This is a genomic window from Planctobacterium sp. AWH2_060 (assembly GCF_056158425.1).
Genome location: NZ_JBSWTG010000001.1, coordinates 3,219,334 through 3,245,409 on the forward strand (window position 1 = coordinate 3,219,334; position 26,076 = coordinate 3,245,409).

18 protein-coding genes are annotated in these 26,076 nt (G+C 48.2%); 7 read left to right on the forward strand and 11 right to left on the reverse strand.

Annotated elements, in window-relative coordinates:
- Window positions 1–9: 9 nt before the first annotated feature.
- The 4 genes from ACXAD8_RS13740 to ACXAD8_RS13755 form a co-directional block, all read right to left on the reverse strand.
- On the reverse strand, window positions 10–1,308 hold the full coding sequence (locus tag ACXAD8_RS13740) for an AMP-binding protein (protein ID WP_475229632.1): 1,299 nt from the start codon (window positions 1,306–1,308) through the stop codon (window positions 10–12).
- Complete coding sequence (locus ACXAD8_RS13745) at window positions 1,302–3,083, reverse strand: IucA/IucC family protein (protein ID WP_475229634.1); 1,782 nt, start codon at window positions 3,081–3,083, stop codon at window positions 1,302–1,304. Before ACXAD8_RS13745 ends, ACXAD8_RS13740 begins: the two co-directional genes overlap by 7 nt.
- Complete coding sequence (locus tag ACXAD8_RS13750) at window positions 3,070–4,938, reverse strand: IucA/IucC family protein (RefSeq protein ID WP_475229637.1); 1,869 nt, start codon at window positions 4,936–4,938, stop codon at window positions 3,070–3,072. The genes ACXAD8_RS13745 and ACXAD8_RS13750 overlap by 14 nt, the downstream gene beginning before the upstream one ends.
- Window positions 4,939–5,031: 93 nt before the next feature.
- Window positions 5,032–6,402 carry an MATE family efflux transporter gene (locus ACXAD8_RS13755; RefSeq protein WP_475229639.1) on the reverse strand — a complete coding sequence of 457 codons (1,371 nt, stop codon included), beginning with the start codon at window positions 6,400–6,402 and terminating at the stop codon, window positions 5,032–5,034.
- 266 nt (window positions 6,403–6,668) lie between these two features.
- Here ACXAD8_RS13755 and ACXAD8_RS13760 point away from each other — a divergent pair, with 266 nt between their 5' ends.
- The 3 genes from ACXAD8_RS13760 (at window position 6,669) to ACXAD8_RS13770 (ending at window position 10,756) form a co-directional block, all read left to right on the forward strand.
- Complete coding sequence (locus tag ACXAD8_RS13760) at window positions 6,669–9,002, forward strand: TonB-dependent receptor domain-containing protein (protein WP_475229641.1); 2,334 nt, start codon at window positions 6,669–6,671, stop codon at window positions 9,000–9,002.
- A 78-nt stretch (window positions 9,003–9,080) separates the two neighbouring features.
- Window positions 9,081–9,377 (forward strand): DUF2218 domain-containing protein, encoded by a 297-nt coding sequence (locus tag ACXAD8_RS13765; protein WP_475229644.1) that lies wholly within the window; start codon window positions 9,081–9,083, stop codon window positions 9,375–9,377.
- A 122-nt stretch (window positions 9,378–9,499) separates the two neighbouring features.
- Window positions 9,500–10,756, forward strand: coding sequence for a YecA/YgfB family protein (locus tag ACXAD8_RS13770; RefSeq protein ID WP_475229647.1), 1,257 nt, complete (start codon window positions 9,500–9,502; stop codon window positions 10,754–10,756).
- Window positions 10,757–10,841: 85 nt separating this feature from the next.
- On the opposite strand, the gene ACXAD8_RS13775 is transcribed toward ACXAD8_RS13770, so the two are convergent.
- Window positions 10,842–13,568, reverse strand: coding sequence for an FG-GAP repeat domain-containing protein (locus tag ACXAD8_RS13775; protein WP_475229650.1), 2,727 nt, complete (start codon window positions 13,566–13,568; stop codon window positions 10,842–10,844).
- A gap of 425 nt (window positions 13,569–13,993) precedes the next feature.
- Between ACXAD8_RS13775 and ACXAD8_RS13780 the strand changes: the two genes are divergently transcribed.
- Together ACXAD8_RS13780 and ACXAD8_RS13785 are read left to right on the forward strand one after the other, a co-directional pair.
- Window positions 13,994–14,443 carry a hypothetical protein gene (locus ACXAD8_RS13780; RefSeq protein WP_475229652.1) on the forward strand — a complete coding sequence of 150 codons (450 nt, stop codon included), beginning with the start codon at window positions 13,994–13,996 and terminating at the stop codon, window positions 14,441–14,443.
- Window positions 14,444–14,616: 173 nt separating this feature from the next.
- Window positions 14,617–14,976, forward strand: a complete 360-nt coding sequence (locus ACXAD8_RS13785; RefSeq protein ID WP_475229654.1) for a hypothetical protein — start codon at window positions 14,617–14,619, stop codon at window positions 14,974–14,976.
- A 48-nt stretch (window positions 14,977–15,024) separates the two neighbouring features.
- Here the strand turns inward: ACXAD8_RS13785 and ACXAD8_RS13790 are convergent, their stop codons facing one another.
- Entirely contained in the window at window positions 15,025–15,876 is an 852-nt protein-coding gene (locus ACXAD8_RS13790) for a LysR family transcriptional regulator (RefSeq protein ID WP_475229655.1), read from the reverse strand.
- Between the two features lie 138 nt (window positions 15,877–16,014).
- Between ACXAD8_RS13790 and ACXAD8_RS13795 the strand changes: the two genes are divergently transcribed.
- On the forward strand, window positions 16,015–16,722 hold the full coding sequence (locus ACXAD8_RS13795; protein ID WP_475229657.1) for an FMN-dependent NADH-azoreductase: 708 nt from the start codon (window positions 16,015–16,017) through the stop codon (window positions 16,720–16,722).
- On the opposite strand, the gene ACXAD8_RS13800 is transcribed toward ACXAD8_RS13795, so the two are convergent.
- Entirely contained in the window at window positions 16,691–17,218 is a 528-nt protein-coding gene (locus ACXAD8_RS13800; protein ID WP_475229659.1) for an NADPH-dependent FMN reductase, read from the reverse strand. The two genes, ACXAD8_RS13795 and ACXAD8_RS13800, sit on opposite strands and share 32 nt — an antisense overlap.
- 33 nt (window positions 17,219–17,251) lie before the next feature.
- Entirely contained in the window at window positions 17,252–18,154 is a 903-nt protein-coding gene (locus tag ACXAD8_RS13805) for a pirin family protein (protein WP_475229661.1), read from the reverse strand.
- Window positions 18,155–18,287: 133 nt separating this feature from the next.
- Here ACXAD8_RS13805 and ACXAD8_RS13810 point away from each other — a divergent pair, with 133 nt between their 5' ends.
- Complete coding sequence (locus ACXAD8_RS13810) at window positions 18,288–19,208, forward strand: LysR substrate-binding domain-containing protein (protein WP_475229664.1); 921 nt, start codon at window positions 18,288–18,290, stop codon at window positions 19,206–19,208.
- 19 nt (window positions 19,209–19,227) lie between these two features.
- On the opposite strand, the gene ACXAD8_RS13815 is transcribed toward ACXAD8_RS13810, so the two are convergent.
- From ACXAD8_RS13815 to ACXAD8_RS13825, 3 genes are all read right to left on the reverse strand, one after another.
- Window positions 19,228–21,141, reverse strand: a complete 1,914-nt coding sequence (locus tag ACXAD8_RS13815) for a PhoX family protein (protein WP_475229666.1) — start codon at window positions 21,139–21,141, stop codon at window positions 19,228–19,230.
- Between the two features lie 19 nt (window positions 21,142–21,160).
- Window positions 21,161–22,984, reverse strand: coding sequence for a phytase (locus tag ACXAD8_RS13820; protein ID WP_475229668.1), 1,824 nt, complete (start codon window positions 22,982–22,984; stop codon window positions 21,161–21,163).
- A gap of 65 nt (window positions 22,985–23,049) precedes the next feature.
- On the reverse strand, window positions 23,050–25,824 hold the full coding sequence (locus ACXAD8_RS13825) for a TonB-dependent receptor (RefSeq protein WP_475229670.1): 2,775 nt from the start codon (window positions 25,822–25,824) through the stop codon (window positions 23,050–23,052).
- Between the last annotated feature and the right edge of the window lie 252 nt (window positions 25,825–26,076).

The following is a 26,076-nucleotide window of genomic DNA, read 5'->3' on the forward strand; positions in this document are numbered from 1 at the left end:
CTCCTTTAACTATCTGGCCAGTGTGGCTGATGAATTGGCCTGTGCCGCCAGCCAGGCGGCGGCCAATTGTTTGCGATTAATTTTGCCGTTGGGAAGTCGCTCAATAGCAGCCACCTGCTCCACCTTGTGGGGCACCTGCCAGTCGGCCAGGTGTTGACTGCACCAGCGGCGCAACTCATCAGCCTGTAATGTCGCATCGGTGCTGAACTGCAAGCAGGCCCGCTGTCCGGCCTGTGGGTCTGGTACTTTAAACAGTACCGCATCCTTTACCTGTGGATGTGCCAAGACCACATCCTCGACATCCTGAGGATAGACATTCATGCCTGCCACAATAATGGTATCGTCCTGCCTGGCCACAAAGTGCAACAGGGATTCGCCATTCTCGGCTTTTGCAAAATACCCTAAATCCTGGGTGTAAATTGGCTTAGCTTCAGGATTCTGTCGGTGATGAACGCAGATCTCCTGTGGCAAATGTTTTTCCTCACCAGCACTGACCTGCAGATGCGGCAGGATGCTACCTACCGCCGTTGCACTTTGCGCGTTGCGATTCAGGCTGATACAACCCACTTCAGAACAACCGTATTGCTGAAATAAGTGCGCCACCTGTAGCCTGACTCGTTTAAAAGCAGGCTCTGACATCAAGGTTCCGGAGATCATCGCGGCGTGCAGATGACTGCCTTTCGGCCAGAACTGAATCAGGGTGCTGAGCATGGCGGGTGAGGTATAAAGCAATGGCTTATCGGCAACCAGTAGCTGTTTGAGCAAGAACTTAGGATTGATATTGGTAATAATCCTCGGCGTCAATCCACGCGCCAGCGCCACCAGTACACCGCAAATCAAGCCATAAGAGTGGGTTACCGGACAAGCCACCACCGGCGTCATTGCCTGTGCTTCCGGGAAGTGCTGGCAGTAACTGTCGATCTCAACCGCGATTTCTGACCAGCTGCGCTTAATGCACTTAGATTCACCGGTGGTGCCGGAGCTCATTTGTATCAAGCCCGCCTCAGCCGATTCACTGGCAACAGTATCCAGCACAATCGGGCTATCCAGGTCGCCAAAAAACAGTAAATCACAACCGGCTTTAATGGCGTAATTCTGCGCCTGAGTGCGCGGGGTATTGCCATGGATGGGCAGTATAGATAACCGGTTCTCTCTGGCGTAGAGGCACATTGCCAGACCAGGTAGCGTATCAGGTGTGCAGATGGCAATATGCCGACCTGGCACCCGTAGCTCTGCCATCTCAGCAAAATGCGCAAAGTGTTTTTCCAGCGCCTCTCTGGCGTAAAAAGTATCATCAATAATTAACATGTCAGGCTCCACCCCTGGGTCTGATGTAAGGGGTTAGGTATGGTATGGTGAAATTCTGAGTCTGATTGACCACTTAGCTTTTTACGCAGCAGCGACTCTGTCTGAATGTTTTCCTGGTAAAGATCCAACTGCTCAAATCGTTCAGTCCAATCATGAGCGGACTGTGCGTAATCGCTTAAAACGGCATCCACCAGTTGCCAAAAGTCAGACTCTGGATAAGCAAAATCTTGCTCCAGCAGATAAGCCAGGTCTGCTAAGTTGTACACAAACAGGGTATCCACCAGCAGTTCCCGCAGACCTTCTACGGATGACATCCAGTAAAAACGATCCGGCTGCGCCTCAGCGTAATCCGGATGCAGTGAAGTAAAATCAGGTTGTAGATGGGGGGCTGCCAAAAACTCAGGGACAAACTCCAGGCTTTCGTGAAAGTCCCTCACCACCAGCTTCTCCGGCCAGCCATTGCGGTGTAGCAAAGTCATGTTTTGACCGTGAGTTTCTAAAGCGATGCCATGGCGCACCAATAAGTGCCAAACGGGCAACACCACAACTTCCAGCAATCTACGCAGCCAGTTTTGAATACCGTAATGCTGCAACCAGGGTTGAATAAAAGCCTCACCATCGCTTTCTGTCAGTGGCAAAGACACGAAAGGAATAGCCGCCAATTGCTGCGAATTGATAACCCGACTGTCGCGAAAAATAGCACTGAGAGAGGGGGCCAGTTGTTGTACCCAGTCATGATTGCTGTCGGCTTTGCCCTCCCCCCAGGACTTATCCTGCAAAACAATTCCGGCGTATTCCGCCTGAATTTCCAATGCTGAATTTTGGCTAAACCAAGGATCCTGTTTGATTATTTTCTGCAACCACTGGCTTAACACCGGCGCGGTACAAACAGAATGAGGCTCAATAGTGCGTAGCGAAGAGCTGTTAACCACATTCAAAGGCAGTTTGATATTGGCTTTTTGGGGATTGCTGACATTGAGCAGAGTACGCAATGAGATGCTGGCCTGATAATAATCTCCGGCATAGCCCAACGTTACTAAATGCCCCTGCGAAAGCGGTTGCTGCAGTGGTGACAACAAGGCGTTAAGTTGCCAGGGATGAACCGGCAGCAAGGCGTAATCGGAAAGTCCTACGCCCTTTGTTGTCATGCAATCAATTAATTGTTGAAAGCTTTCCGCACCTAATTCCCGCTCCCAAAATGCCTGCTCAGTGACACAATCATGTTTTATGCTCAGGAATTGCCGTCCCACCGCCAGCCAGCATAGCTGAAACCGATTACCGGCTTCCGGCCCATATTGTGCGTGATCAGAATAGCTAAATCCTGTTCTGGCTTTAAAACAGGGATGATAGGGATGGCCTTCATGAATTGCCGACTCCAGCGCCAGGTAATCCAGACTGCGACGCTTGTCTGACAGCGCAAGGTTTTCCTGATTCCAGGCACAAAACGCGATGGTTTGTTGCAATTCCTGAAGCAGTTTCTCCTTCGCTTCAGTAGTGCCGGGTAAGGCCCGTACCAGCGCGGCCAAATCCACAGGATTTTGCCATTTTCCCTCTACTTGCCAGATATCATCGCTCACCAGCCGTACCCGACCAAAAGCCGACACTTTGCCTCTGGCGCGATACGTCAGCTCACCGGCACCGAAAGTAAACCAGTCCCCATCGTATTCATAAGGCAATATGCCTTCAAACAACAACGCCTCTGACAATTGTCGAATGACCCTGACGCGATGCGGGCAGACGGGCAATGTCGATACCACTGACTCAGACAGACTCAAGCTCTACCTCGGCTTCAGTCAGGATGTTGGCGGCATTGTGGGGTAAGCTGGTTCGGGTATACAAGGGATTGCGGATTTGGGTATAAACCGCCAGTTCGTTATCCGCCTGCAGCTCGTCCACATCCTCCACTCTGGTAAGCAGATTGCCTTTACAGGGAATATGCTTGCGATAGAGCATTGACTCAATTAATGCACTACCGCGACTGGACACGCTGGACAGCAATCGCAGTAATCTGCTGCGGGTTTCTTCCAGTAATACCGACTCGGCGATCAGGCCATCCAAACCAAACCGGTTGATAACAGCAAATAACTGATTGATGAGCAGATAGTAACTGAAGCGGTCGAATATCATGGTATCGGCGTAAAACAGCTCTGGGCAGTGCTTCAGGTTTGGTTCCATTTCCAGCAAGGCGTAACGGTGCGACTGCGCCAGGTAAAAGCCCTGATTGTCCCGATAGTAATACACACCGGGATAGCCCCGACTCAGCTCCAGAATAGAGTTCTGTTGATGCGCTTCCAGCGCGATACCCAGTTGATCAAACAATCGAATTGCAGGTTCGATGGCGCATTGCCAGTAGCGGGAAAACCAGTCCATACTGGTTTGCTGAATGGACTTACCCTGCTGCTGACTTAACTGCGTAATGATTTGGGCTAACCGTGAAGGCTCTTCAGGTAGCACCGGCTCCTGTAGCAAAGCTGCCAACGACTGTACACCCGCCATCCCGGTATCGCTGCTTTGTTGCCTGAACGGGTTGTCGCGGATGATAAACTCAAAGCCACTTTCCTGATTATTTGGCAACGCCAGCGACAGATAAGCGGGATCGCGAATAAGACGGAAATTGGGATGGCTTTGGCTAAAACCGTTGTCACTCATCAGCCCGGCTAGCGTCACCCCAGCTTCAAGCTCGTGGCGCATGTTGATGCGCATGGAATTGGTGATCTTAACCGGAATAGACACCTTCACCATGTAATCCAACTCGTCACAGTACAGGGTGCGCACCGATGAGGTGGGTGTGAACAAAGGACCCAGCGGCCCGATTTCTTTCAGTTTTTGCTGACTAATGAGCTGTTGGATATTTTCCTGATTTAGCAACCACTGGGCCTGCAGTGGGTGTACTGCCAGTAATACTTTACCCTGTTTACGCAATAATTCTGCTTGTGTACGCAGTGCTTCGTCACTTTCACGACTGGCAATATCGGCCACTATTTGTTCCGCAGTCTGCGCTAACACTGAATTTTGAATCACCAAATTTGGGGCAGCCGCAAAGAAATGTAATTTGAACAGCCCTTTAAGCTCTGGCGCATATTGTCCATGCTGCCAGCGATGCATCCCCTGACGTGACTTAGGGGTTGGATGCAACCAGTGACCAAATAGAATTGACTGCTCGGTGTCGATAAACCGACTGCTGTGCCGCGCCGGGTCGTCATATCTGGCTTGCAGGTATTGCGCCATTATCTGGTGACTTTCCAGAGTGCGGCTGGTCAGCTCCAGTTGTTGATCACTGACCGCGCTCCGCCCTTCTGGTTGGGCATAGATTTCCTGAATAAGTAACATAATGGCAGATATAGAATCAATCACATGCCACTCCAGACTGCCAGGTTGCAACTGATAGCAGGACAACAATCTGTGTCGCCCCACCAACGAGCGATAGCTCACTTCAATCGCCAGACTTTGGCCAGTTTTAGCCAGCTGTAATTCGGTGACATACTGAGACTGACTGTCTATTTCCAGACCGGTGCATCGCTGCCACCGGGAGGCCGAGTGCCAGACACCTGGCTGAATTTCTCTGAGATAAGCGTTAACAAACGCCTGAAAGGAGGCATCGTCTGCGACTTGCCTGGCTTGAAATGCCATGCATAACTCCTGAAGCTTACGCCGGTTATTAAACTGACCAGCATGTTAATGATAACTATTATCATCTACAAACGAATTTACATTTGTTACATATCAAAGCAAACGAGCAGGTCGAAAACGCCAGGCATACGCCATAGCCAACAGGAAGGTAAGCCACTCGGCAACCGGCAACCCGATCAGAAACAACCAATCAGAGGGAACCGGGTCACCCCAGGAGACATGATAGAAGAGCCAGTAAAACAGCATTAACATGACAGCCGGTAACAAGATACTGCGACAGGAGGCCAAAGTTGCAGAGACACCGGGCTGATGTACTGCGGTGAGATAACAGCTGAGCAAAATATTGCAGCCATTCACCAGAAACAGCGGCCAGAGCAGCAACATAATATTGCCCGACAGCTCCGCCACCGCTTGCGCCTCTGCTTCCAGAAACCAGGCCAAAATGGTGTTTTGGGCAAACACCAGAGCGCAAACCAATAACACCCCCATGGCACAAGCAGACAACAAAGAGAGTTTCAGAAACTGACTGATACGACGTCGATTACCGGCACCATAATTTTGACTAACCAATAAATGCAGCGCATCTGCCACGCCATAACTGAGCATAACACTGAGGAAAATCAGATAGTTCACCACGCTAAAAGCCGCCACGCCTTCTATGCCCAATTGCAGCACCAGCAACCAGTTGAGCAACAAAAACAAAAGGCCTACTGAAATTTCATTAATGAACTCAGAAACTCCGTTGTATGCCGTCCGCCACAATTTGCTCCAGTTTTTCTGCAACAAGGAGAAACACAGAGTTCGGCGTCTGCTAAAAAACCAGGCTGACAGCACGGCAAACTGTAACAACTGGGCAATGGCGGTAGCATAAGCTGCCCCCGCAAGACCCATTTGCCAATGCGCGATAAACAGCGCATCCAACCCAATATTGCTCAAGGCCCCGGTTACCAGCGCACAGGTTGCCAGGACAGGATGCCCGTCCATACGCACAAAATAATACAACACCATAGTGCTCAACTGGCCGATAAAGACCCAGCGGATCACCGCCAGATACTCCTGCATCAGAGGCTGCAATTCAGATGGCGCATTGAGCAACCACAACAACCCGGGTTCAGCGATAAAACTAACCAGCGCAAAAAGGCTGTTCAGCAGCACAGTAACCATTAGCACCTTGCTAAACAGCGCAGATGCAGTGGCACTGTCCTTTTGTCCCAGATATTTTCCAACGGTTACTGCCCCGCCAATAGCCAACATAAGCGAAATCGCAATCAACAAGCTGAAATAAGGCAACAGCAAACTTATCGCCGCCAACGCCTCGGCCCCGACATAATTACCCACAAAAATACCATCCACCAGATTCGCCGTGGTCAGGGCCACCAGACCAATCATAGAAGGCAATACATAGTAGAAAAATGTGCTCAGAACAGGACCTTCCAGGGCCGGATTGTTTTGGCGATTGCTCATAATGTCTGTGTTTTCCCAATGTTATTCGGTGTTAATGCGCATGGCGAAAAGATGCTACGCGGCCCATTGTGACTCAGCAATCAGGGTTACATTTGTGACATTCAGTTCTGCAGCACCCTGATTCTGGCATCTGGGAAAGCGACCCAAGGCACAAATGTAACAATTGTAAATTTGGTTCCCTTTACGCCATCAATTCCCATAATGCGTTGCAAATAATAATAATTATCATTTGAAATTCAGCATACAACACAGGACGACTATTGCCAATGCAATATACAAACAACAAACTTGCGGCACTGCCGCTGGCCATTTCGATGGCACTGTTCAGCCAGTCTGGATTTGCACAGGAAGCTGAGGAAGCGGCTCAAACCAAGAATATTGAACGCATCTCTGTAGTAGGAGCAGCCACCAACTTTGAAGTGACAGCCGATGATATTACCAAAATTCAGGCTAATGATTTAAGTGACATTTTCCGTCTTGAGCCTTCCGTCACTGTCGGCGGTGGTGGTCTGGGTATTACCCAACTGGTTTATATTCGCGGCTTTGAAGACACCATGCTAAACGTCACCGTTGACGGCGCACCGCAAACCGGCACCTTGTTCCATCACATAGGTCGACTTTCCATTGAGCCGGAACTACTAAAAAGCGTTGAAGTACAGGCCGGTGCTGGTGAAGCGACTGCTGGCTCTGGCGCTATCGGCGGTGCTATCCGCTTTCAAACCAAAGACGCCAATGATCTGCTGAGTAAAGAAGAACGCTTTGGTGGCATGCTGAAGATTGGCGGCGGCAGCAACGATTTCTACAAATACAGCGCCACGGGTTATGGTCGTATCAGCGACAACTGGAGCATTCTCGCCTCTCACGTCAAAATTGACAGCGATAGTTACGAGGATGGCGACGGTAACGAGATCACTTACGAATTCACTGATGCTGGCGGTAATACAGTGCGTCAGACCACCGAAACCGAGCAGGAACTAAACTTTATCAAATTGAGCGGTGAATTAGATCACGGCCAATATGTATCCTTGAGTCACGAGATCAGAGAAGAAGATGGCGATTTTCCATCTCGCCCTAACTTCCCGATCTCCCCGCGTAACCCCATCTATCCGATAGAAACCGAGCGCAACACCACAGTATTCAATTACGGTATCAATCAGGGCAACCTGCTGAACCTGCAAGTCACCCTTTACGACACTGAGCAATCCTTATTAGTAAAAGGTGATCGTGCATGGCACCCCTACCAGGGCCAGATTGAAACTCAGGGTGGTGACATTCGCAACACCTTCGAGCTGGGCGCTCACTTGCTTACCTTCGGTGTGGAATACCGAGATCAACGCTCTTCTGCTGGCACCCAGGGACAGCCCCTGACTGCTGAAGAAACCGGCGAAGTACTGGGAATTTATGCCCAGAATCACTGGGACATCAGCAATAGTTTACGACTTAGCTTTGGTTTGCGCTATGACGACTACAGCCTGGACACCAGCCACAAATACTATGCACAAACTCAGGCAGATTTTGCGGCTGTCGCAGCGCAGTACCCACAGGTCGCTGAGGCAGGCTTTTTCATCGTCGCCGACTTTGACACCCTGACACCGGTTGGTCAGGTTGTAGGGCCGGACGGTACCTTTAGTTATCTCAGTCGAACTTCTGAAGATATCGAAGTTAGCAGTGACGGTTTTAGTGGCAATATCGGTCTTGCCTGGCAGCTGTCACCAGCGTGGCAGTTTACCGCCGGTTACGCCCAGGCCTTGCGGGGCAAAGAGGTAGGCGACACCTTTACTATCGACTACAACGGTGTTGAACCCGATATCAAAGCAGAAGACGCAGACAATACCGAAGTGGGCCTGGAATATAATCAGGATGGCTTGATGTTCAAGATTGCCGCTTACCAGTCCACTTTGGATAATGCCATGAACCTTGAAGTGGGTGGCACTAACGTGCGCAATATTGGCGACATTGAATCTGACGGTGTTGAGCTGAAACTGGGTTACCTGAAAGATGAGCTTCGCGTAGTCGCCAGCTTTGTGCACAACAACAGTGAACTGCACAACTATCAGCCCAATGTTGCCACTAATGCATTCGATGCTAATGGGGCACCAATCGTCAACCTGGCGGCCTACAGTGCCGAGTTCAACGCCTTTGATATTGCCAAAATTCAGGCACCAGCCACCGTCAATGGTGAGCCACTAGTTTATGACGGTATTAAAATTGAGGGCTACGAGCAGCGCGCCATCGGCAACTCCCGTGGTGATACCTTTACCCTGGACGTCAGCTATAGTCTGTTAGATAACCTGGAAATCGGCTGGTTCTTCACCAATGTTCAGGAACTGGATGACATTGTCGCCCTACACAATGCAGTTAGCAGTGGCGACACCAGTGAACTGGTTACCTTGCGCAAGCCGGGTTACAGCCTGCATGACTTTTATGCCAACTACGACTTTGACGAAAATATCCGACTGCGCCTGATGGTGAAAAACGCCTTTGACAAGGCCTATCGCGATCATTCCAGCTTTGCTGACTACAGTGATATCTGGGAAGGCTTCGCCAGTCACAAAGAACCCGGAAGGGATGTGCGTCTGAGTCTGTCCTGGCAGTTCTGATGCTATTAATCGCTAACCCTTAGCAAACCTGGCTGACGTTTTTTAACGTCAGCCAGCTTTTAACAGGAGCCAGAATCTATGTCCAATCCCCCATCCCAATTTAAGCGCTCAGCCAGAGCACAAACCAGCAACGCCAGTAAATACCTGCAACGCTTGTGCAAGCATTTCGCTCACAGGGTCACTGCAGACTGGAATGAAGTACAGGGAAATGTCAGCTTTGCCGAAGGAAGCTGCACGCTACAGGCCGATGCCTCAGAACTACAGGTTAACTGTTACGCCGATTCCGCTCAGGATTTGGCCGAGATAGTCGACACTCTGGATCGGCACTTTATCCGGTTTGCCAAAGCGGAAGCACCCGAGTTAATTTGGCTGTAACGAATTATTAGTCTGACTTTCAGTATAATTTCAAATTTCGTTTACAAGGCTGAAAAACCCCAGGATTTAATTTCCCCGCTTGTTAGAATGGCGTTTTTAAATTGTCTAGTTCAGGAAATACTGTGACATCCAAACGCCAGATCCGCAGTGATATTAACAAGCTAACCGCGCTAAGCAGCAAACAGCCAGATTTCTATTTTATTCATGGCTTTATTACCGGCCTGACAGTGGCACCAGAATTGGTGAAACCTTCTCAATGGCAACCATTACTGTTTGGTGAGATTGAGTTTGAATCTGAGTCACAATTGCAACTCCTGCAAAGTCTGATGGCGCTGTACAACGAGATCATGCAAGATTGTATGGACGAAGCACTGAAGCTTCCGAAAGAATGTAAATTATCGACAGACAATCCAGAACAGTCGGTTAGCAGCGGCCAACCATTACCTCAATGGTGTACTGGCTTTTTAAACGCCCTGCTCCTCATTGATGTATCGCAACTTAGTGAATTCCAAATGCACATGCTGACAATGACGGAAATGTCCTTTTTGACCTTCACCAGCTATGTAAACCTACGTTCCGCCTGTCGTTATGCAGGAGAAAACTGGCAAGCAGAGTCCCGGGTTATTCGTCGCCAGTTAAGTGACGAATTACTCGGGCTAATAGAGGTTATTCGCTTTAACGAGCTGGACGACGAAGATGATGATTTATGGGATGAAGAGGATGAATTTGACACTGAGTTTGATGCTGAAAGCGAGAGTTTTGCAGAATTAGAAGAAAAGTTCGATTTTGCTTTACTTGACGATTCCGATGAAGCGCATCAACAGATGAACGAGCTTATCAATGATTTCGAAAAAGAGCATGGACCGAAGTTCTTTAAAGAAAATACCGGACACTTTTGGTTAATGCATGAGACCCGACCCTACATGATGCTACGCAGCAAACGGGCAAGGATGAAGTTCGACAATAAGGACCACGCCGGCGCTATTGCAGAGTTGCAGGAACTATTACATCTCAACCCTATGGACAACCAGGGTAACAGATTTGCAATTGCCAGTTGGTTGGTGATCGAAAAAGACTGGGAAGGATTAAAACAACTGATTAAGCAGTTTGACGAACCCGATGTGCCTATATTGTCGTCCAAAGCGCTGATGCACTATAGCCTTGCCCCAGACGGTGCAGAAGCAAAAGCTGCCAAAAAAGCGCTGTTAAAAGCCAATAAACACCTGGTGAAGTATCTGACAGGTCAGAAAAAGGTAAAAGAGGCACCGGAGTTTTACTCTCCTGGCCAGGCATCCGAGGCTGAAATGTATTTACTGGAATATGGCAAAGAGGCCTGGCGCAGTGTACCTGGGGCCTTGTTTTGGCTGCGCCAGAAGTAACCTGTAACGACAAATGATAAATGTAAAAAAATCCGATGGGTTGCCCCTTCGGATTTCTATTTAACAGTCCTGATGGGCTTCCAGATTAATGGCCCAATAACTTCATCTTGTTACCAATATCAGCGGCTACCGGTATGACATTCGCTGGTGTTTGCACCCGCTGAATACCATCCTGATTTGCCGAGTTATAGTTGTCTCCGTTGGAGTTGAAGATGTACCAATATCCATTGGAGCGTCTATAAACCGCAAAATCCGCTTTACCATCGCCGTTGTAATCCGCCACCACCGGGATATCACTGCTGCGCGTGCCGAATTTTTTGCGGGTGATACCATCACTATGTCCGGTCAGTGTATCTATGCCAGATGAATTTTTTACATACCACATGGCTGATGACGGACGGCGCACAGCAAAATCTGCCAGACCGTCGCCATCAAAATCAGCTATCACCGGAATGTCATCCGACTGAGCGCCGAATTTCAACCGGGTTATACCGTCCTGATTACCGGTTATAGCATCAACACCACTGGAATTTTGCACGTAAAAAGTCTTGTTGCTGGGACGTCTTACCGCTAAATCCGCAATGCCATCGCCGTCATAGTCAGCGGGGATCGGAATATCTTCCTCATTGCGGCCAAACAAACGGGCATCAATGGCGCCTGTGCTGCTGTATTGGAAATACCACCAGCCGGAACTTTTATCTCTGATGGCAATGTCCGTGATGCCGTCACCGTCATAATCGGCGGGCACCGGGTAGTCATCGCCCAATCCAAAAAACACTTCTCGCTCCAGGTTATCGCTGGAGTTTTGGATATACCATCGGAAAGTGACCGGCGACATAAAGGCAACATCAGCAATCCCATCGCCGTCAAAATCACCAGACACCGGAATGTCACTGGTATTGGCGGCCAAGGTGCTTTCCGCGGTGCCAGCGCTATCGCTCAATTGAGTGACGCTTCTGAGGGCATTGCTATCAAAGTATGCAATATCAGCAATTTGGTCTTTATCGTAATCCTGATATTGATGGCTGGGTTGTTGTGTCTGCGCCCCATCTTCACCGCCGCCCAAATCCAGGCGATAAATATGGTTGTATGAGCTACCGCCGCGTCTTCTCAGGCCCAGCTCTGGCAATATGTTATTGTGGCCAGTTTCAATAAAAATGTAACGACCATTGCCGGAGAACTGGTAGTTATCAATGATTACCGGCATCCCGTTGGGTGTCACGATTTCCTGATAGGTTTGGGTTAAGGTGTCTAAACGGGCGTATTGGCGGCGACTCCAATAGCGATAAAAAACATCGTCATCCAGAGGATAAGTTAGGCCAAATCTTCCGGTGCTCCCCGCGATTACGTCACCATATGCCGCATTTGGCTGGTCTTTGTTGCTGTAACTCTCCAGCCAGTCCGTTTGTCCACTGATCAGGTCGCGCCGAAACTTTAACGGTACCCGGGAATAATCGGTATTGGTGTAACCAAAGTCGGATGCCAGTCCTTCAAAGAACACATAGCGGCCATCTGCGGAAACTCCGTTTAGGGTAAACTCTTCATCTATGACCAATCGGTCTGCCGGTGAATAGTTAACCGAAGCAATGACACCGGTTTGCATATTGATATGGTAAATGTGCCTTTCCCCGGAAGAGGCTTCGTTCAGGGGTTCACCGCGATAGTGAATTGCGATATTTTGACCGCTGTCATCCATGTGAATTTGATAATGTACGCCGCCAAGCTGTGCATTAACATCATCAATACCGCGATCAATCCAGGTGAGGGTTTCTTCAATCATATCCACCCTGATGGCGTGCCAACCGCCGGAGAGTCTGACACCGGTTTCGATGTTGTGATTCACCAATACCGTAACATACCGACCATCGGCGCTGATAGCTCCCGGCCCTGATACTGTAATCTCACTGTTTCTGGCCAGACTCTGCACTAATTGCTCAAGATTGGTCATTTGTCCGGTCGTTAAGTTGGCATAGAAGGGATCTCGGGAGCTATGCCAAAATAGCCCTCTGGCTCCGTCTTTACTGATCCTGCCAGTGTGATAATAGTTGGACTGAGCAAACTCCAGTTCCTGAATAACACCTGTGTCCAGGTTGTTGTGGTAAACCCGATACTCGCCGCCCACATAAGCCCGATAAAGCACATTATCACCGGAATAATCAGCTGAGATTAACACCCCATAAGGCTCGCTTGCATAATTCCCCGAGCTGTCCCGCGACACTAATTCCGCTGTCGTTGACGCCTGAGCGAATGCCTCAGGAACGCGCTCTGCAAGCGCCTGATAAATAATGTTGTCCAGATAAAGCACTGCCGAACTGGCGTCTTCAGGAGGTACGATCTCAAACACAATGGTTTGCTCACCATTGTAAAAGTTAGAACGCACATAAACGTCGTCATAGTCCTGAGCTGGCACAAAGTAGCTAGAGTCACTACGACTTGAGGTATTAACTCGCAGCCCGCTACTGGAGCCAATCACGTAACCCTTTGCCTCAAATGCAATGCCTTTTGCAGTAGAATCAAAGGACACTGAAAAATAACCCCGCTGACTGGCATCATCCAATTGGATTTTTGCAGCGCCGGCCTGGGATGCGCCCTGAGAGCTGCTGTGAGTTATCTGCAAGTTTTGCAGTGAGTGAAACACGGCGACATCATCAACTTCTTCAAAATTGTTCTGCGCCAACATCAGTGCTGAGGTGGATATTTTACTGTTGGGGTCTGAGCCGCCCACGTATTCAGCAAAATTTGTTTGACCATCCTCGTCGGGATCATGACTACTGTCATTGCCGTTGGGGTCCGTTCCTGCTTCAATCTCCACTAAATCGGGTATGCCATCACCGTCAGAATCCGTTTGGCTTTCCTAGGCACCGACTGAAAACGCCAATAAACCCGCCACCAATAAAAATTTACTTCTTCCCATGAATAATCCTTGTTTACTACTTCCAATAATTACTTCACTATTCCATAAAACACGCCATCACAGCACTGATTGCTCAAGCGACTCTGTCGTGTTTACAACTCTCACGCTGACAATTATTAGCGCCAGCATGTGAAACAAATGATACATCATGTAAACTTTTTGACCATAGTTAACTGTAAAAACCAAGATCCTGTCGAAGTTTGATGATGCAATCCCCAAATCGGAGCGAAGCAATGATGAATCTCGCGAACCCATGCATCACTCTAAACTTGCTATACTCAGAGAAACGAATAGCGCAAAAGCGCCTTTGAAACCGTGAAAAAATGTCGATTCGCAATGGTCTTATCTTTTTAATTCTGATGCTCAGTGCTGTGCACGGCAGTCTGGCGAAAGAGGCCAGCAAGACATTCCTGGTTGGGGTGGAAAACCTGGATTATTACCCTATCTTGCGCTTTGATGGACAAACGCCTGAGGGCTTTTTGATGGCCCTGCTGGATGAGGTAACCAAAGAATCAGACATTAGCTATGAATTGCTGCCGTTTCCTGTCGCAAGGCTCAAAAAAGAGCTGGCGGTTGGCAATATAGATGTGCAATTTCCCGATAATCCCTCATGGAATTATGATTTTCAGCAACCCAAAGTATTCAGCCGACCGGTAGTAATACCAGTTCCGCTATATATTTGCCCTCTCAGCGCAGCCTCAGGGGCATTAGTTCGAGGCGTGCGAATGAAAGAATACTGGTGGTCTTGTGAACTTCGCACAACAAAGAAATAATGTTCCTGAGGCGCGTCTTCGATGGGGCTGAAAAGCATTTATACTGTGTTGGATGTTTTTGATTTAGGCCCGCTAGACCTGCAAACATCCGCCTTGTCTAAATGCTTTTCAGTACCCACTGATATAGGTAAATATATAGAGGAACTGGTATATATAAAGATGCATTTTTTGCATTGCTGCCCCACACCAAAATCAATACGGTTGCCGCTCCACTGGGCTTCACTGTGCCCGAAGCCACCCAGGAGTTTTCTCGGTTTACCTATTTATCCAGCATAGAAGGGCTGTTTACCTTACTCAGTAACAATCGCATAGATGCCATTTATCTCAACCAGTTAGTCGCTAAAAACTTCGCGCAAAAACAGCAACTGATTATTTATGAGCGCGACGACTACCCAGCTGACAAGCAAGATTTTTACTTTAGTACCATTAACGAATCTGTGTTGCTGGATAGGGTGAATCGATTTATGACAACCAAACCAGACCGCTATCGGGCGCTGCTTGAAACCTATGGATTACAATCACCGGCTCAATAACGATAAGCTCTGACAGCACTGTTTATTGGCCCCGGAATCCCTGAAATTTTAAGCGGATAAAAGTGCCTGCAACCAATTCAAGAAAGTGATGCGATTTTTGCTGTCTGATAAGGATTTATCTGGGCAGTAGTAACAATAATCCGTAGCGACCGGCTTATTGTGGAGCGATTGCAACACTCCCCCCTCAAGCAAAGGTTTTACCAGTGTAGCAGAGCAAAATACCAGCGCCTTACCCATGACGGCCCGCTGGATCCCGATCAGCTCCTGGTCATAACTAAGCAAATCAACATCAGGCTGAGTACCAAAGTTTTGAGACAACCAGCTCTCCAGTGGAGGTTCGTGCAACGCCTGATTCTTCCATTTAGTTAGTGCAATACACAAGGGTTTGCCCTGTCTCTGTGCTGAAACAACCGAGGGAGACCCAAAAACATCAAACTTTTCGTGGCAAAGAATATCCGCCACCGGGACATTTTCAACAGTTCCGAAACGAATTGGCAAAGAGTAGAGCTGATTTTCAATAGCTTCTCCGGTAGAAACCTCCACTGAAATATCCGGAAATTGCCGTTTAAAGTCGTCAAGAGCCGGGATTAAAAGCAAAGACGCAAATGAGGTTGTAGTAGATACCAGAACTTTTCTGCCAGACAGACTAACTTCCTCCAGAGCTTGCTCAATAGTTCTGAAGCCTTTACTCGTTGCCCCAGCCAGCCTTTTACCGGTTTCGGTCAAATGAATTTTTCTGACACTGCGCTGAAACAGCGATACATTCAATCTGCTTTCAAGGTTCTGCACATGGTGGGAAATAGCAGTGGGTGTCAGCGAAAGCTCTTCCGCTGCAGCTTTAAAACTACCGCGCCGCGCGGCCGCTTCGAATGCTTTCAGGGCTTGTAACGATACCTGCATGGTGCTCGCCTTATTTAGAATCATCTGGATTTTGATTATAGATGATTATTACTCATCTATATGTGTATTTTACTCGTTTGTCACCTAATGGCCTTGAATTTATTCTTCAGGTATTAATTGACACCGGGAGATAAATCCATGACCCAGATATTACATATAGATTCAAGCGTAAGAGCCTTTGATAAGGACCAATCTAAGCACAGTTCCATTTCCAAAAAGATCGCCAATCAATTTATTGAAAGTTGGCGAAAGACTCGCTCCATAGATGAATATACCTATCGTGATGTAGGTGTAAATCCGCCTGATTTTATTACTCAGGAATGGATTGGCGCGGTGTTTACAGCCAATGAGGATAAAAGCCCTGAGCAAAAGCAGATGTTGGCTTTATCTGACCAATTAATCCAGGAAGTGGAAGACGCCGAGCTTATCGTTATTTCTTCACCTATGTACAACTACGGCATGCCGGCACAACTCAAGGCCTGGTTTGATCAAGTGGTGCGTATCAATAAAACCTTCGATTTTGATTTGGCCAGAGGAGATTTCCCACTACAGCCTCTGTTGCAGGATAAAACCCTGATCATCATTACCTCTAGTGGTGAATTTGGCTTTGAAAAAGGCGGAATTAGGGAAGCCCAAAGCCACCTCATCCCCCATTTACGCACCCTGAGTAAATACCTGGGCGCAACAGAAATTCACGAGATATCTTCTGAGTATCAAGAGTTTAACGATGAAAGGCACAGCGCATCCCTTAACAAGGCTTTGGCATCAGCCACGGCTCTGGCACAACAATTAGCGCAACGAGCTAAAGGCGCCGCTAAGCCTCAAGCAGACGCAGTGTCTGTCTGAGTTGTTTATCCAGCTCAGTATTTGTTATGCGATTAGTGTCTTTATCAAAGGTTTCGAAAAACGCAGGAATGGCTAACGAGCCTGATACAGTACCTCCGAAGTAAGGGGCGGAATTACGAGCCATGGTCAACACATTCGCCGCCCCACCTTTGCCTGGCGATGTTGACAGCATCACAATGGGTTTGCCCTGATACACTTTGAGTTGTTTGCGCGTAGCCCAGTCAAACAGGTTCTTGTAAGCCACGGTATAGTTCGCGTTGTGCTCAGCAAAAGAAATCAGCAAGGCATCTGCACCAGCAATTTTATCCAGAAAATCACCAACCACTTCTGGTATGCCTTGCTCCTGCTCCAGATCAACACTGAAAATAGGTAAGGGGTAATCGTTAATATCCAGCACCTCCACTTCATGCTCAGGTATTAAAGTCAGAGCGTAATTGATTAACGCTTTGTTAATTGAGTTGCGACTATTGCTGGCGGCAAACGCTAATATCTTCATTGTTTTCTCCTGATAAAACCTTAATTTGTTGAACTAACCAATCGAACCAAATTTACCGGCAGCATATTCCTGCTCCTTGCGTAAAATTTGCTCGTGGGTTTGCATAATGATGGGGCCTTTCTGAACAAAGCTTTCATTGATAGGGCTGGCTGAAAAAAAGACAAAATGCGCCTGTTCCTCAGCGTTATTTTGCACCTGTATAGAAGCTTCAGTTGCCGTACCACTGTGTTTTACTGCCAATGCCTGTCCTTGCTGCAAAGTAATGCTTTGCTGTCCTGTTTGCAGCTGCAATTCACCTGATACCAGATACAACCAGCCATGTTGGCCCGGCTCTATATCAATATTTATAGTTCGAAAAGGGTTCACTTTCCCTTCTATTATTGTCATGGGTAATACTGGTGATACCGGGTTTTGCATTGCCTGATATCGTCCCTGCAATAGTCTCACTCTGGCATTGTCATCTTCCATAACAGGAATATCCTCGGCTCGAAGCAAAAAGGATTCGGGTTGCTGGTTTCTTCGGGACTGTGGAAGGTTGATAAAAACCTGTAATCCATGAATGGCAGAACCCGGTCTCGGCGCTTCGTCATGCAGAGCGCCCGAACCTGAATTCAGCCAATAGACATCTCCGGGTAATAAATCAAAATCGTTGCCCAGAGAGTCCCGGTTGTGGAACCGGCCTTGTGAATCTTCAAACAAGATGGATAAAGCACATAAGCCGGCATGAGGATGAGCGCCAAACGTCGGTGCAGTCATGCGGTAATGATCCACCATCACCAAGGGGTCCATGATGCCGACAAAGTCTTTTTCCCTGAAAGACATGGCATTAAACCCTGCCCCAATGGCAAATGGATTGCCATTTTTAACGCCTGAAGTGGATAGCGCAGATTGTGCGCTGCGCTCTGCATTAAGGGTATTGGCTGCTTGTAAAATCATAAAGTCTCTTTGCCGATGGCCTTGGGTTGTTTAATAACACTATAAATAGAACAAAAAATTCTTCTATAGCCAAAACTCGAAAACTATGTTTCATTTATAGAACGATAAATAAAGACTGATCTGGCATTGCGTGATGATTGATATCAACGACTATTTCTATTTTGTGCATGTGGTGGAAAAACAGGGATTTAGTGCAGCCGCACAGGCCCTTAATATGCCAAAGTCTCGATTGAGTCGTCATGTGGCGAAACTGGAAGATCGACTAGATATCAAGCTGATTGAGCGAACTTCGCGACAATTTTGCGTCACCGACGCCGGTGAAGAGTTCTACCGTCACGCATTATCTGTGGTGGAAAAAGTGGAGAGCACTGAATTCGCCATGCTCAGAAAAAAACAACTGTTTAGCGGCCGGGTAGTATTTAGTTGTTCTATTGGTGTTGCGCAATACGCAGTTAAAGACCTGATGTTGCAATTCCTGAAAGCGCATCCTGGCATTGAAGTGGTACAACAGGTAACAAACCAAAACATCGATTTGGTGGCATCAGGTGTGGATATAGCGATTCGGGGACATATAAATAATCTGCCAGACTCCAGCAATATTCAACGCAAATTAACCCGGGTTTCCTGGTGTCTGGTAGCCAGTCCCGACTATCTTGCAAAGCTTGGTGTGCCCAACGTTCCGCTGGATTTGCAGCAACATCAAAGTCTGAAACTTGGCTGGCAACCCACCAGTAATCAATGGCGGCTCACTCATCATTCCGGGGCTGAAACCGATATCGCCATCAAGCCGCAACTCTATAGTGATGACATGAGCACCTTGATTCAGGGCGCCAAGGACGGTTTAGGGATTGTCAGTTTACCAGCCTACACCTGCCACAAGGAGTTCGCAGAAGGAAGCCTGGTTCGGGTTTTACCTGAGTGGAAAACCGGTCAGGCACAACTGAGTCTAATTACACCGTCCCGAAAATCAGCCACTCCTCCTGTGCAAGCACTTTATAAATACCTGCTTGAACATGTCAACGCAAGCATTGGCGATGAGCATCACCCAGACTAAATAATCTTCCACGGGGATATTATCGGGTTTGAGTAACAACAATCAGCGCCGGTCTTGGCGGTATTTCAGCGTGATAGTCCGGCCAGCGCGTGTCAGGGGTGTCAAAGTTGGAATCTCCGCCAGGATGCTGAATAGCACAAAACAAGTTATTGTTATCGGGCGTAAAGCATGGCCCGCAGACTTCAGCACCGATTGGTGCCCGCATAAAGCGTTGCGACAATCCCCGCTTATCACCTTCAGCTACCACCTTCCAGATGCCATCAGCCACGCCAAAATCTTCAGCACCGTCGGTAGTCACCCAGACATTGCCCTGTTGGTCAAAGGCACAATTATCCGGACAGGCCAGCCAGCCGTTTTCGTCAGTATCTGGATGATAAAAGGTTACCGAATTCGGATCCTCAGGTGTTGGTTTGCCAGCTAGTAATAGTACTTCCCAGCGAAATTCATCGGCACTATGGTCTCGTTGTTGCTCTGCGTTCTCAGGGGGTAACAATTCAATAATTTGTCCCCCGCGATTGTATGCCCGCGGATTCGGACCGTTGAGTTCACCTGGCTGACGACTATCGTTTTTGGTCAGCATCACATATACCTTGCCGCTAACCGGATTAATATCCACATCTTCCGGTCTGTCCATGGGCGTTGCCCCCAATAAATCCGCTGCCTTTCGGGTATTCAGGAGTACTTCGGCCTGATTGTTAAAGCCGTTTTTAACCGTCAACGGGCCTTGGCCATGCACCAATGGTAACCAGGATAGGGTTCCATTCTCAGAAAACCTGGCCACTGACAGTACTCCGTTTTCCAATAGTTGCATATTGTGGGCTCTGCTGGCTTTGTCGTTGCCGGGTTTATAGGTATCCCGACTGATAAAGCGATACACATACTCAAACTTTTCATCGTCTCCGCTGTATGCGACAGCGCGGCCATCAGGGGCAATCGTGACATTCGCACCTTCGTGTTTAAAACGCCCCAATCCGGTGCGCTTTTTCGGCACACTATTGGGATCATAAGGGTCTATCTCCACAATCCAGCCCATGTGGAATGCTTCACTAGGTTGTTTATTGAGATCCCACCGGGAGTGATATTGACTCCAGCTTTTTTCCTGCTCACCGGAAAACCCATAGCGCAAAAAGTTTTCTTTGTGCGCTAATTGCTCGATATCCCCGCTGAAGTACTTATCAAAGTTCTCCTCCGCGGTGAGAATGGTACCCCAGGGCGTGATGCCACCCGCACAGTTGCCATAGGTACCCAGGGTGGCAAGGCCATCTTCGGAGTGTTGCGTTTGCAACATAGAATGCCCGGCCGCCGCGCCTGTTAACAGCATGGGGGTGTCAGGAGTTATGCGCCGGGTGTAGCGTGATCCCTTCACCACCTGCCACCCGGTTTGCAGCTTTTTAACTTCAATGACAGACAACCCATGAGCAGCAATATCTACTCTGGTTTGCTCCAGATCTAATTGCTCTTCACTGCGAATTCCAGGGTGCATCAGGCGAGCTTTTGTATGTTCGTGGTTGATAGTCAGCAACCCATGATCACTGCTGTCAGAGCCAAAGGGCAACGGCAGGAAACCTACATAGTCGTTGTTAAACCCAAACTGGCGCACTTGTTTTTCCGCGGTTTGGCTTAGTGGCTCAAATTCAGGGGCATCAGGAAATAAAGGATCCCCCCACCGCAACAACACTTCATACTGATAGCCATCGGGTAAACTGAGTTGTTTATCCAGTCCCTGAGCCACACTGTTAAACTGCCAGTCAGTATTTAAGGACGCTTGGTTTGCAGAAGCATCATCCAAATTGTCAGAAGAACATCCCGTCAGAGGTGCCAACAACATTGAGCTTGTGATAACCGACGCCCCCTGCAAAAAAGACCTGCGCGGATAGCGTTTTTGTAACAGCGACTGAAAACAATCAGCCTCTCGGGCAGTACGCGAACTCATAAACACTCCCTGTTACTCATCACAGTTTGAGGCCATCTAAAATGTCGCTAAACGCCACCAGCTTGAAGTTTTGTGGCTGCGATGGCATAACATTTCGGCCATCCTGTACCACCAATAATCCATCACTGAAAGCCCCTCCAAAGTTATTGGCCGAGACATCCAAGCCATCGGTTTCAGAAGCGCCATCAATACCTGCGGAGATGTTTGCCGCAATTTGAAACGAGCCCACATAATCAAACGGAGCACTGGCAGAATACAGTGCATAACTGTTGTTGCCCTGACTAGATACCACCAGATAAGCTCGCTCATCTTTCAGATATAGTGCCATGCCTTCGACGTCATCCTGTAGCGGTCCGCCAACCAGTGCGATGTTCACCGGTGCTTGTTGAGTATCCGCTTTTGCCGAACTGTACCAAATACCCTTGTCTTCAATACCGACAAAAAGCTCGTGGCTGGCATCGTTAGCAACACAGCCTTCCGGCTGGCCAGCCAGTTTAAATTCACGCACTAATTTTCCGCTTAAATCCGGGGTGATTTGATACTGCTGATAGCGACCGTCTTTGTCATTGATAAAAACATAGTGCTGCGCATCGCCCTGATACATGCAAAGGCCGTAAACCTCATCCAGATTAGTCATCACCTCACCGGCAACGCTCACCTCTCCATCGGCATCAATGAGAAACAGGCTGATGCTGTTATTGTCTCGCTGACTGGCTGAAGCCAGGGTCCAGTTTTTTTCCTGATAGACAAAGCCGGGCCGCAGGTCCACATTATTGATCCGTCCCACTTCCAGAAACTGCAATTCTTTACCGGATAAATCAAACACCGCCAAGCCACGCTTTTTATCCGTACCTAAAATGCGGCTTTTCTCAGGGTTGTCAGGATTAAACCAAATAGCAGGATCATCGGCGGCATCCCCGTATTTTTGCATGGTCGCGGTTTCTGCTGCTGGCATGATTTGCGGGAAACCAGTCACCAACGGATTGTCGCTTTGCTGAATAGCAAGATTATTCAACACCAGCTCATTGAAATTGTCACCGGTGAGCAACTGCAGGGAATTGTGACCCACAATTTGCAGGGCAAGGGTTTCTGACAAGGAACCCACCGTCAGTGTTTGCCACTCCCCTTGGGGCGAGTATATCTGCAAACTACCACGCTCAATTTGTGGCAATATCAGGCTGCCATCAGCAAGTAGTTGCAGTCCTTCCACTGTTTCTTTCAGATGCCCGAAAGGCTGTTGCATGGCGACTGCCGTCCGTCCCTTATCGCTTTCCGGATGAGCACTCATATGCCACACCCCAACACCTTCTTCCACGTAGTACAATCTATCCCGTAGACTATCCACCGCACACGCGGTCACGGCGTCAGGCACCGGCAATTTTCTGACCGACTGATGAATAACCTGTTTTCCATGATAGATAATGCGCTGCTCAATTTCAGTGTGCTCCATCAGCAAAAAAGCATGAACATCGTCAGTTGCCCGTGGCTGGTACAAACAAACGCCCTCGATCGCCAACAAAGGTTCTGGCTGACGTTGCAATAAATTCAGCTCATCTCCAGTCCACTGAAGAATATCCAAACTATTTTTATTTTGATTGACAGCAACAATCAATAGGTTGCCATTTCGAAGCTGTACCGCTTGTGTTTGCTCGTAGCGCCCCGGTAACTGTGCCAACTTGCGAAGCTCATCATCCAGCAGTTGTAATCCCTCTTGAGAGGTGCTGACTAGCCACTGCTGATTAGGTAGCGCACTGAGAAACTCCACGGCAACACCCGATACCGAAATTATTAATAAACTAAAGCACAACAGCGCTTTTTTGAGGTGTAATCGAATATTCAACATAAAAATCACTTGTTCCAAAACAACTAAAACCCTAAACGGGGCTGCCATCAGCCCCCGTTTTGACATCAGAAACTATTCCAGCTAAACCCAATTTCGAAGGTTCTGCCGTAGGTTTCATACTGATAGGCATAACGGCTGTTGTTGTGATACAGATACAGCGGCTCATCATTCAGATTGACGCCATTCACGTACAGATGCATGTTGTCGTTGAAGTAGTACTTCACATTCAAATCAACTTGATTGTGGGTGTCTTCATAAACCGGGGCGTCCTGGTCATCAAACTGATAAGACTCACTCTTGTGACTCCAGGTCAGACGGGCGCTAAGGTGATTGTTTTCATAACCTATTGCCAAATTCCCCACCCTGTCAGCCTGATTGGGCAACTCATCATCAGAATCAGTAAAGGTGGCATTGGCACTAAACAACAGGCCATTTTGGAAGGTTTTCGCCCATGCCAATTCAATACCAGTAATGCTGGCACTGCCGCCATTTATTGGCTGTATTACTTCGTCAAAGCCTTCCCATTGACCATTGTCCTGAACTTCGGTCAGCACAATAAAGTTGTCGATATCTTTGTAAAACAAGCCGGCAGACAAAATACCGATGTGGCCTGGGTAGTACTCCAGTGACAGATCAAGGTTTTGCGACTCGTAGGGGTCCAGATCTGGATTCCCCACCTCTGCCTCAACCTTGGTTTCGATTGCACCATCGTCTTCTTCAGTTTCATTGGAGATCAACTGAAATGCTGCAGAATTTTCAAAGCTGGGACGAGCAATAGTTTGCGTATAGGCAAAGCGGGCCAACAGCTTTTCACTGAAGTCATAACGCACATTCAGGCTGGGTAACAGGTGATCATAATCCTTTTCCACATTCCAACTGGTGACTACGACTTCTTCCACGTCAGCTACTTCATCAACAATTAATTCAACCCGATTTCCCGAGGTAGTAAACTGGGTGTCTTCGTAACGCAAACCAAAAATGATGTTCCACTTATTCAGGTCCAGATCCAACATGGCGTATGCCGCAAAAATATCCTCATCGGACTGGTAAGATGCGCCACTGGATTCGATAGTGGTGTCCAGATCATTGATTTCAAATCCGGAAAGGTTGCTGTTAAAAAAGTTGCGCAGCGGCGTCCGGTTGATACCCGGGCCAAAACTGCCTAATCCCCAGTCCACCTCAGCCAACGCAAAATCAGCACCGGTGGCGTCATTAAAGCCGCCATCAAACACGGTCACATTGGCATCCAGAAACTTCTCGCGACTGCGGTATTTCATCCCGGTTTTAAAAGTCGCATTGTGGTTGTTCCAGACAAAGTCATGGCTGGCATCAAACTTAAAGCTCACTTCATCGTCTTCGGTGAGGTTGTTCGTCCAGACAATTTCATCCAATTCAAAGTTGGCCAAATCATGGGTATTGGCTGATTGAGTCAGGGTTGGTGTTTGTCCCAGTGTGGTGTAGCCAAGCTGCAGCTCTTCACCTACAAAATCAGCTTCAACGGCCCCTGGCTCATCTTCACTGGATTTCGCGTAACTGACACTGTATTCCAGCGTCCAGCTATCCACCCGGGTTTCGCCACCCAACACACTGGACCAGATTTTTTGCTCTTCGAAGCGATCTTTGGTATCGCGATCCATCTCAGCATCAATAAACTGAGCGGCATTGTCACTGTAGCTCAGCAGATTGCCATCAGACAGCTTGTATTCATTGCGCAAGCGATACTCATCATCAGAGAACACGCTGTACAGGGTTCTCAGGTAATAATCACTGTTGGCGGTTTGATAATCCAGGTTCAGTGCCAATCCGGTGCGTTCACGTTTTACCCAATAAGCTCGCTGCTCAATTTCTTCGGCAGAAAATATCTCAACCTCTTCACCGATGGCTTCATCTTCGATGTCATAGTGACCCCAGCCACCATCAACTTCCATATTGTCTGAGCCAAATTCCCGTTCTGCCCAGCTAACTGCAGTGGCAAGTGCAAAGCGATTACCACCTTGCAATTCCCAGGCGGTACTGTAGCTACCCGATAATTTGGGACTGCTTTCATCACGCAACTGACTTTGGCTTAACTGCCCGGTAAAACTAAATGAATTTGCCGGCCGATCTAAACCACTCAGACTTTTTACTTCAATCGAGCCTCCTACCGCATCGGCATCCATATCAGGAGTAACGGTTTTGCTGACTTCAAGACTATCCACCAGCTCAGAAGGAATGACATCCATAGCTACACTGCGCACACCACTTTCCGGGGACGGAATATTTACGCCATTAATGGTCAGGTTATTCAGGTTAGGGTCGATGCCGCGAATACCCACGAATCGGCCTTCGCCCTGATCGCGCTGAATAAACATGCCTGGTAAACGTTGTAGTGACTCAGCCACATTCTGGTCGGGAAACTGACCAATCGCATCCGCAGAAACGATAGACGTCACCCGGTTGGCGTTCTTTTGACGATTTAAAGCGCTGGCCTGAGAAGCGCGCTGCCCAACCACCAATAGTTCGACTAGCTCGGCTTCACTGCCTCCCATCGCCAGACTGGTACTGATATCCTCACCATTTTTAATTTCCACCGGAAAAGATTTCGTTTCCGCCCCAAGATAGGTTACGCGCAACTGATATACGCCGTCTTTCAAATTATAAAAGCGAAAGCTGCCATCACGTCTGGTTACGTCTTTCAGATTCAATGCCGGTATTTCCACCAAAGCACCTTCTAATGATACGCTGCGGTCTGCATTAGTGACTTTTCCGGACAAATCGCCCTCGGCATATGCCGGTGCGCCCGACAGTGCCAGCGTACAGGCCAGCCCAATAATACTTTTACGAAATGTTGTGTGTTGCATGCTATTGCCTATGAAATGATGTTAAACCCGAATGCGGGAAGTAAAAGCTGGGCGCAAAGTAATGAGGGAATATGACAATTACACTGCAAAAATATGACAACTCACCTGTAACCCCAGAGGAAATCTACAAATAGTAAGCCCTCACAGGTTAAACTGAGCTGATTTGATTCTCAGATAAAAACAACTATTTTTCAGTTAGTTATGGCTAACCGGAATCCGTACCAGAGAAGTAGTTTTGCGGTTCGCCAGCAA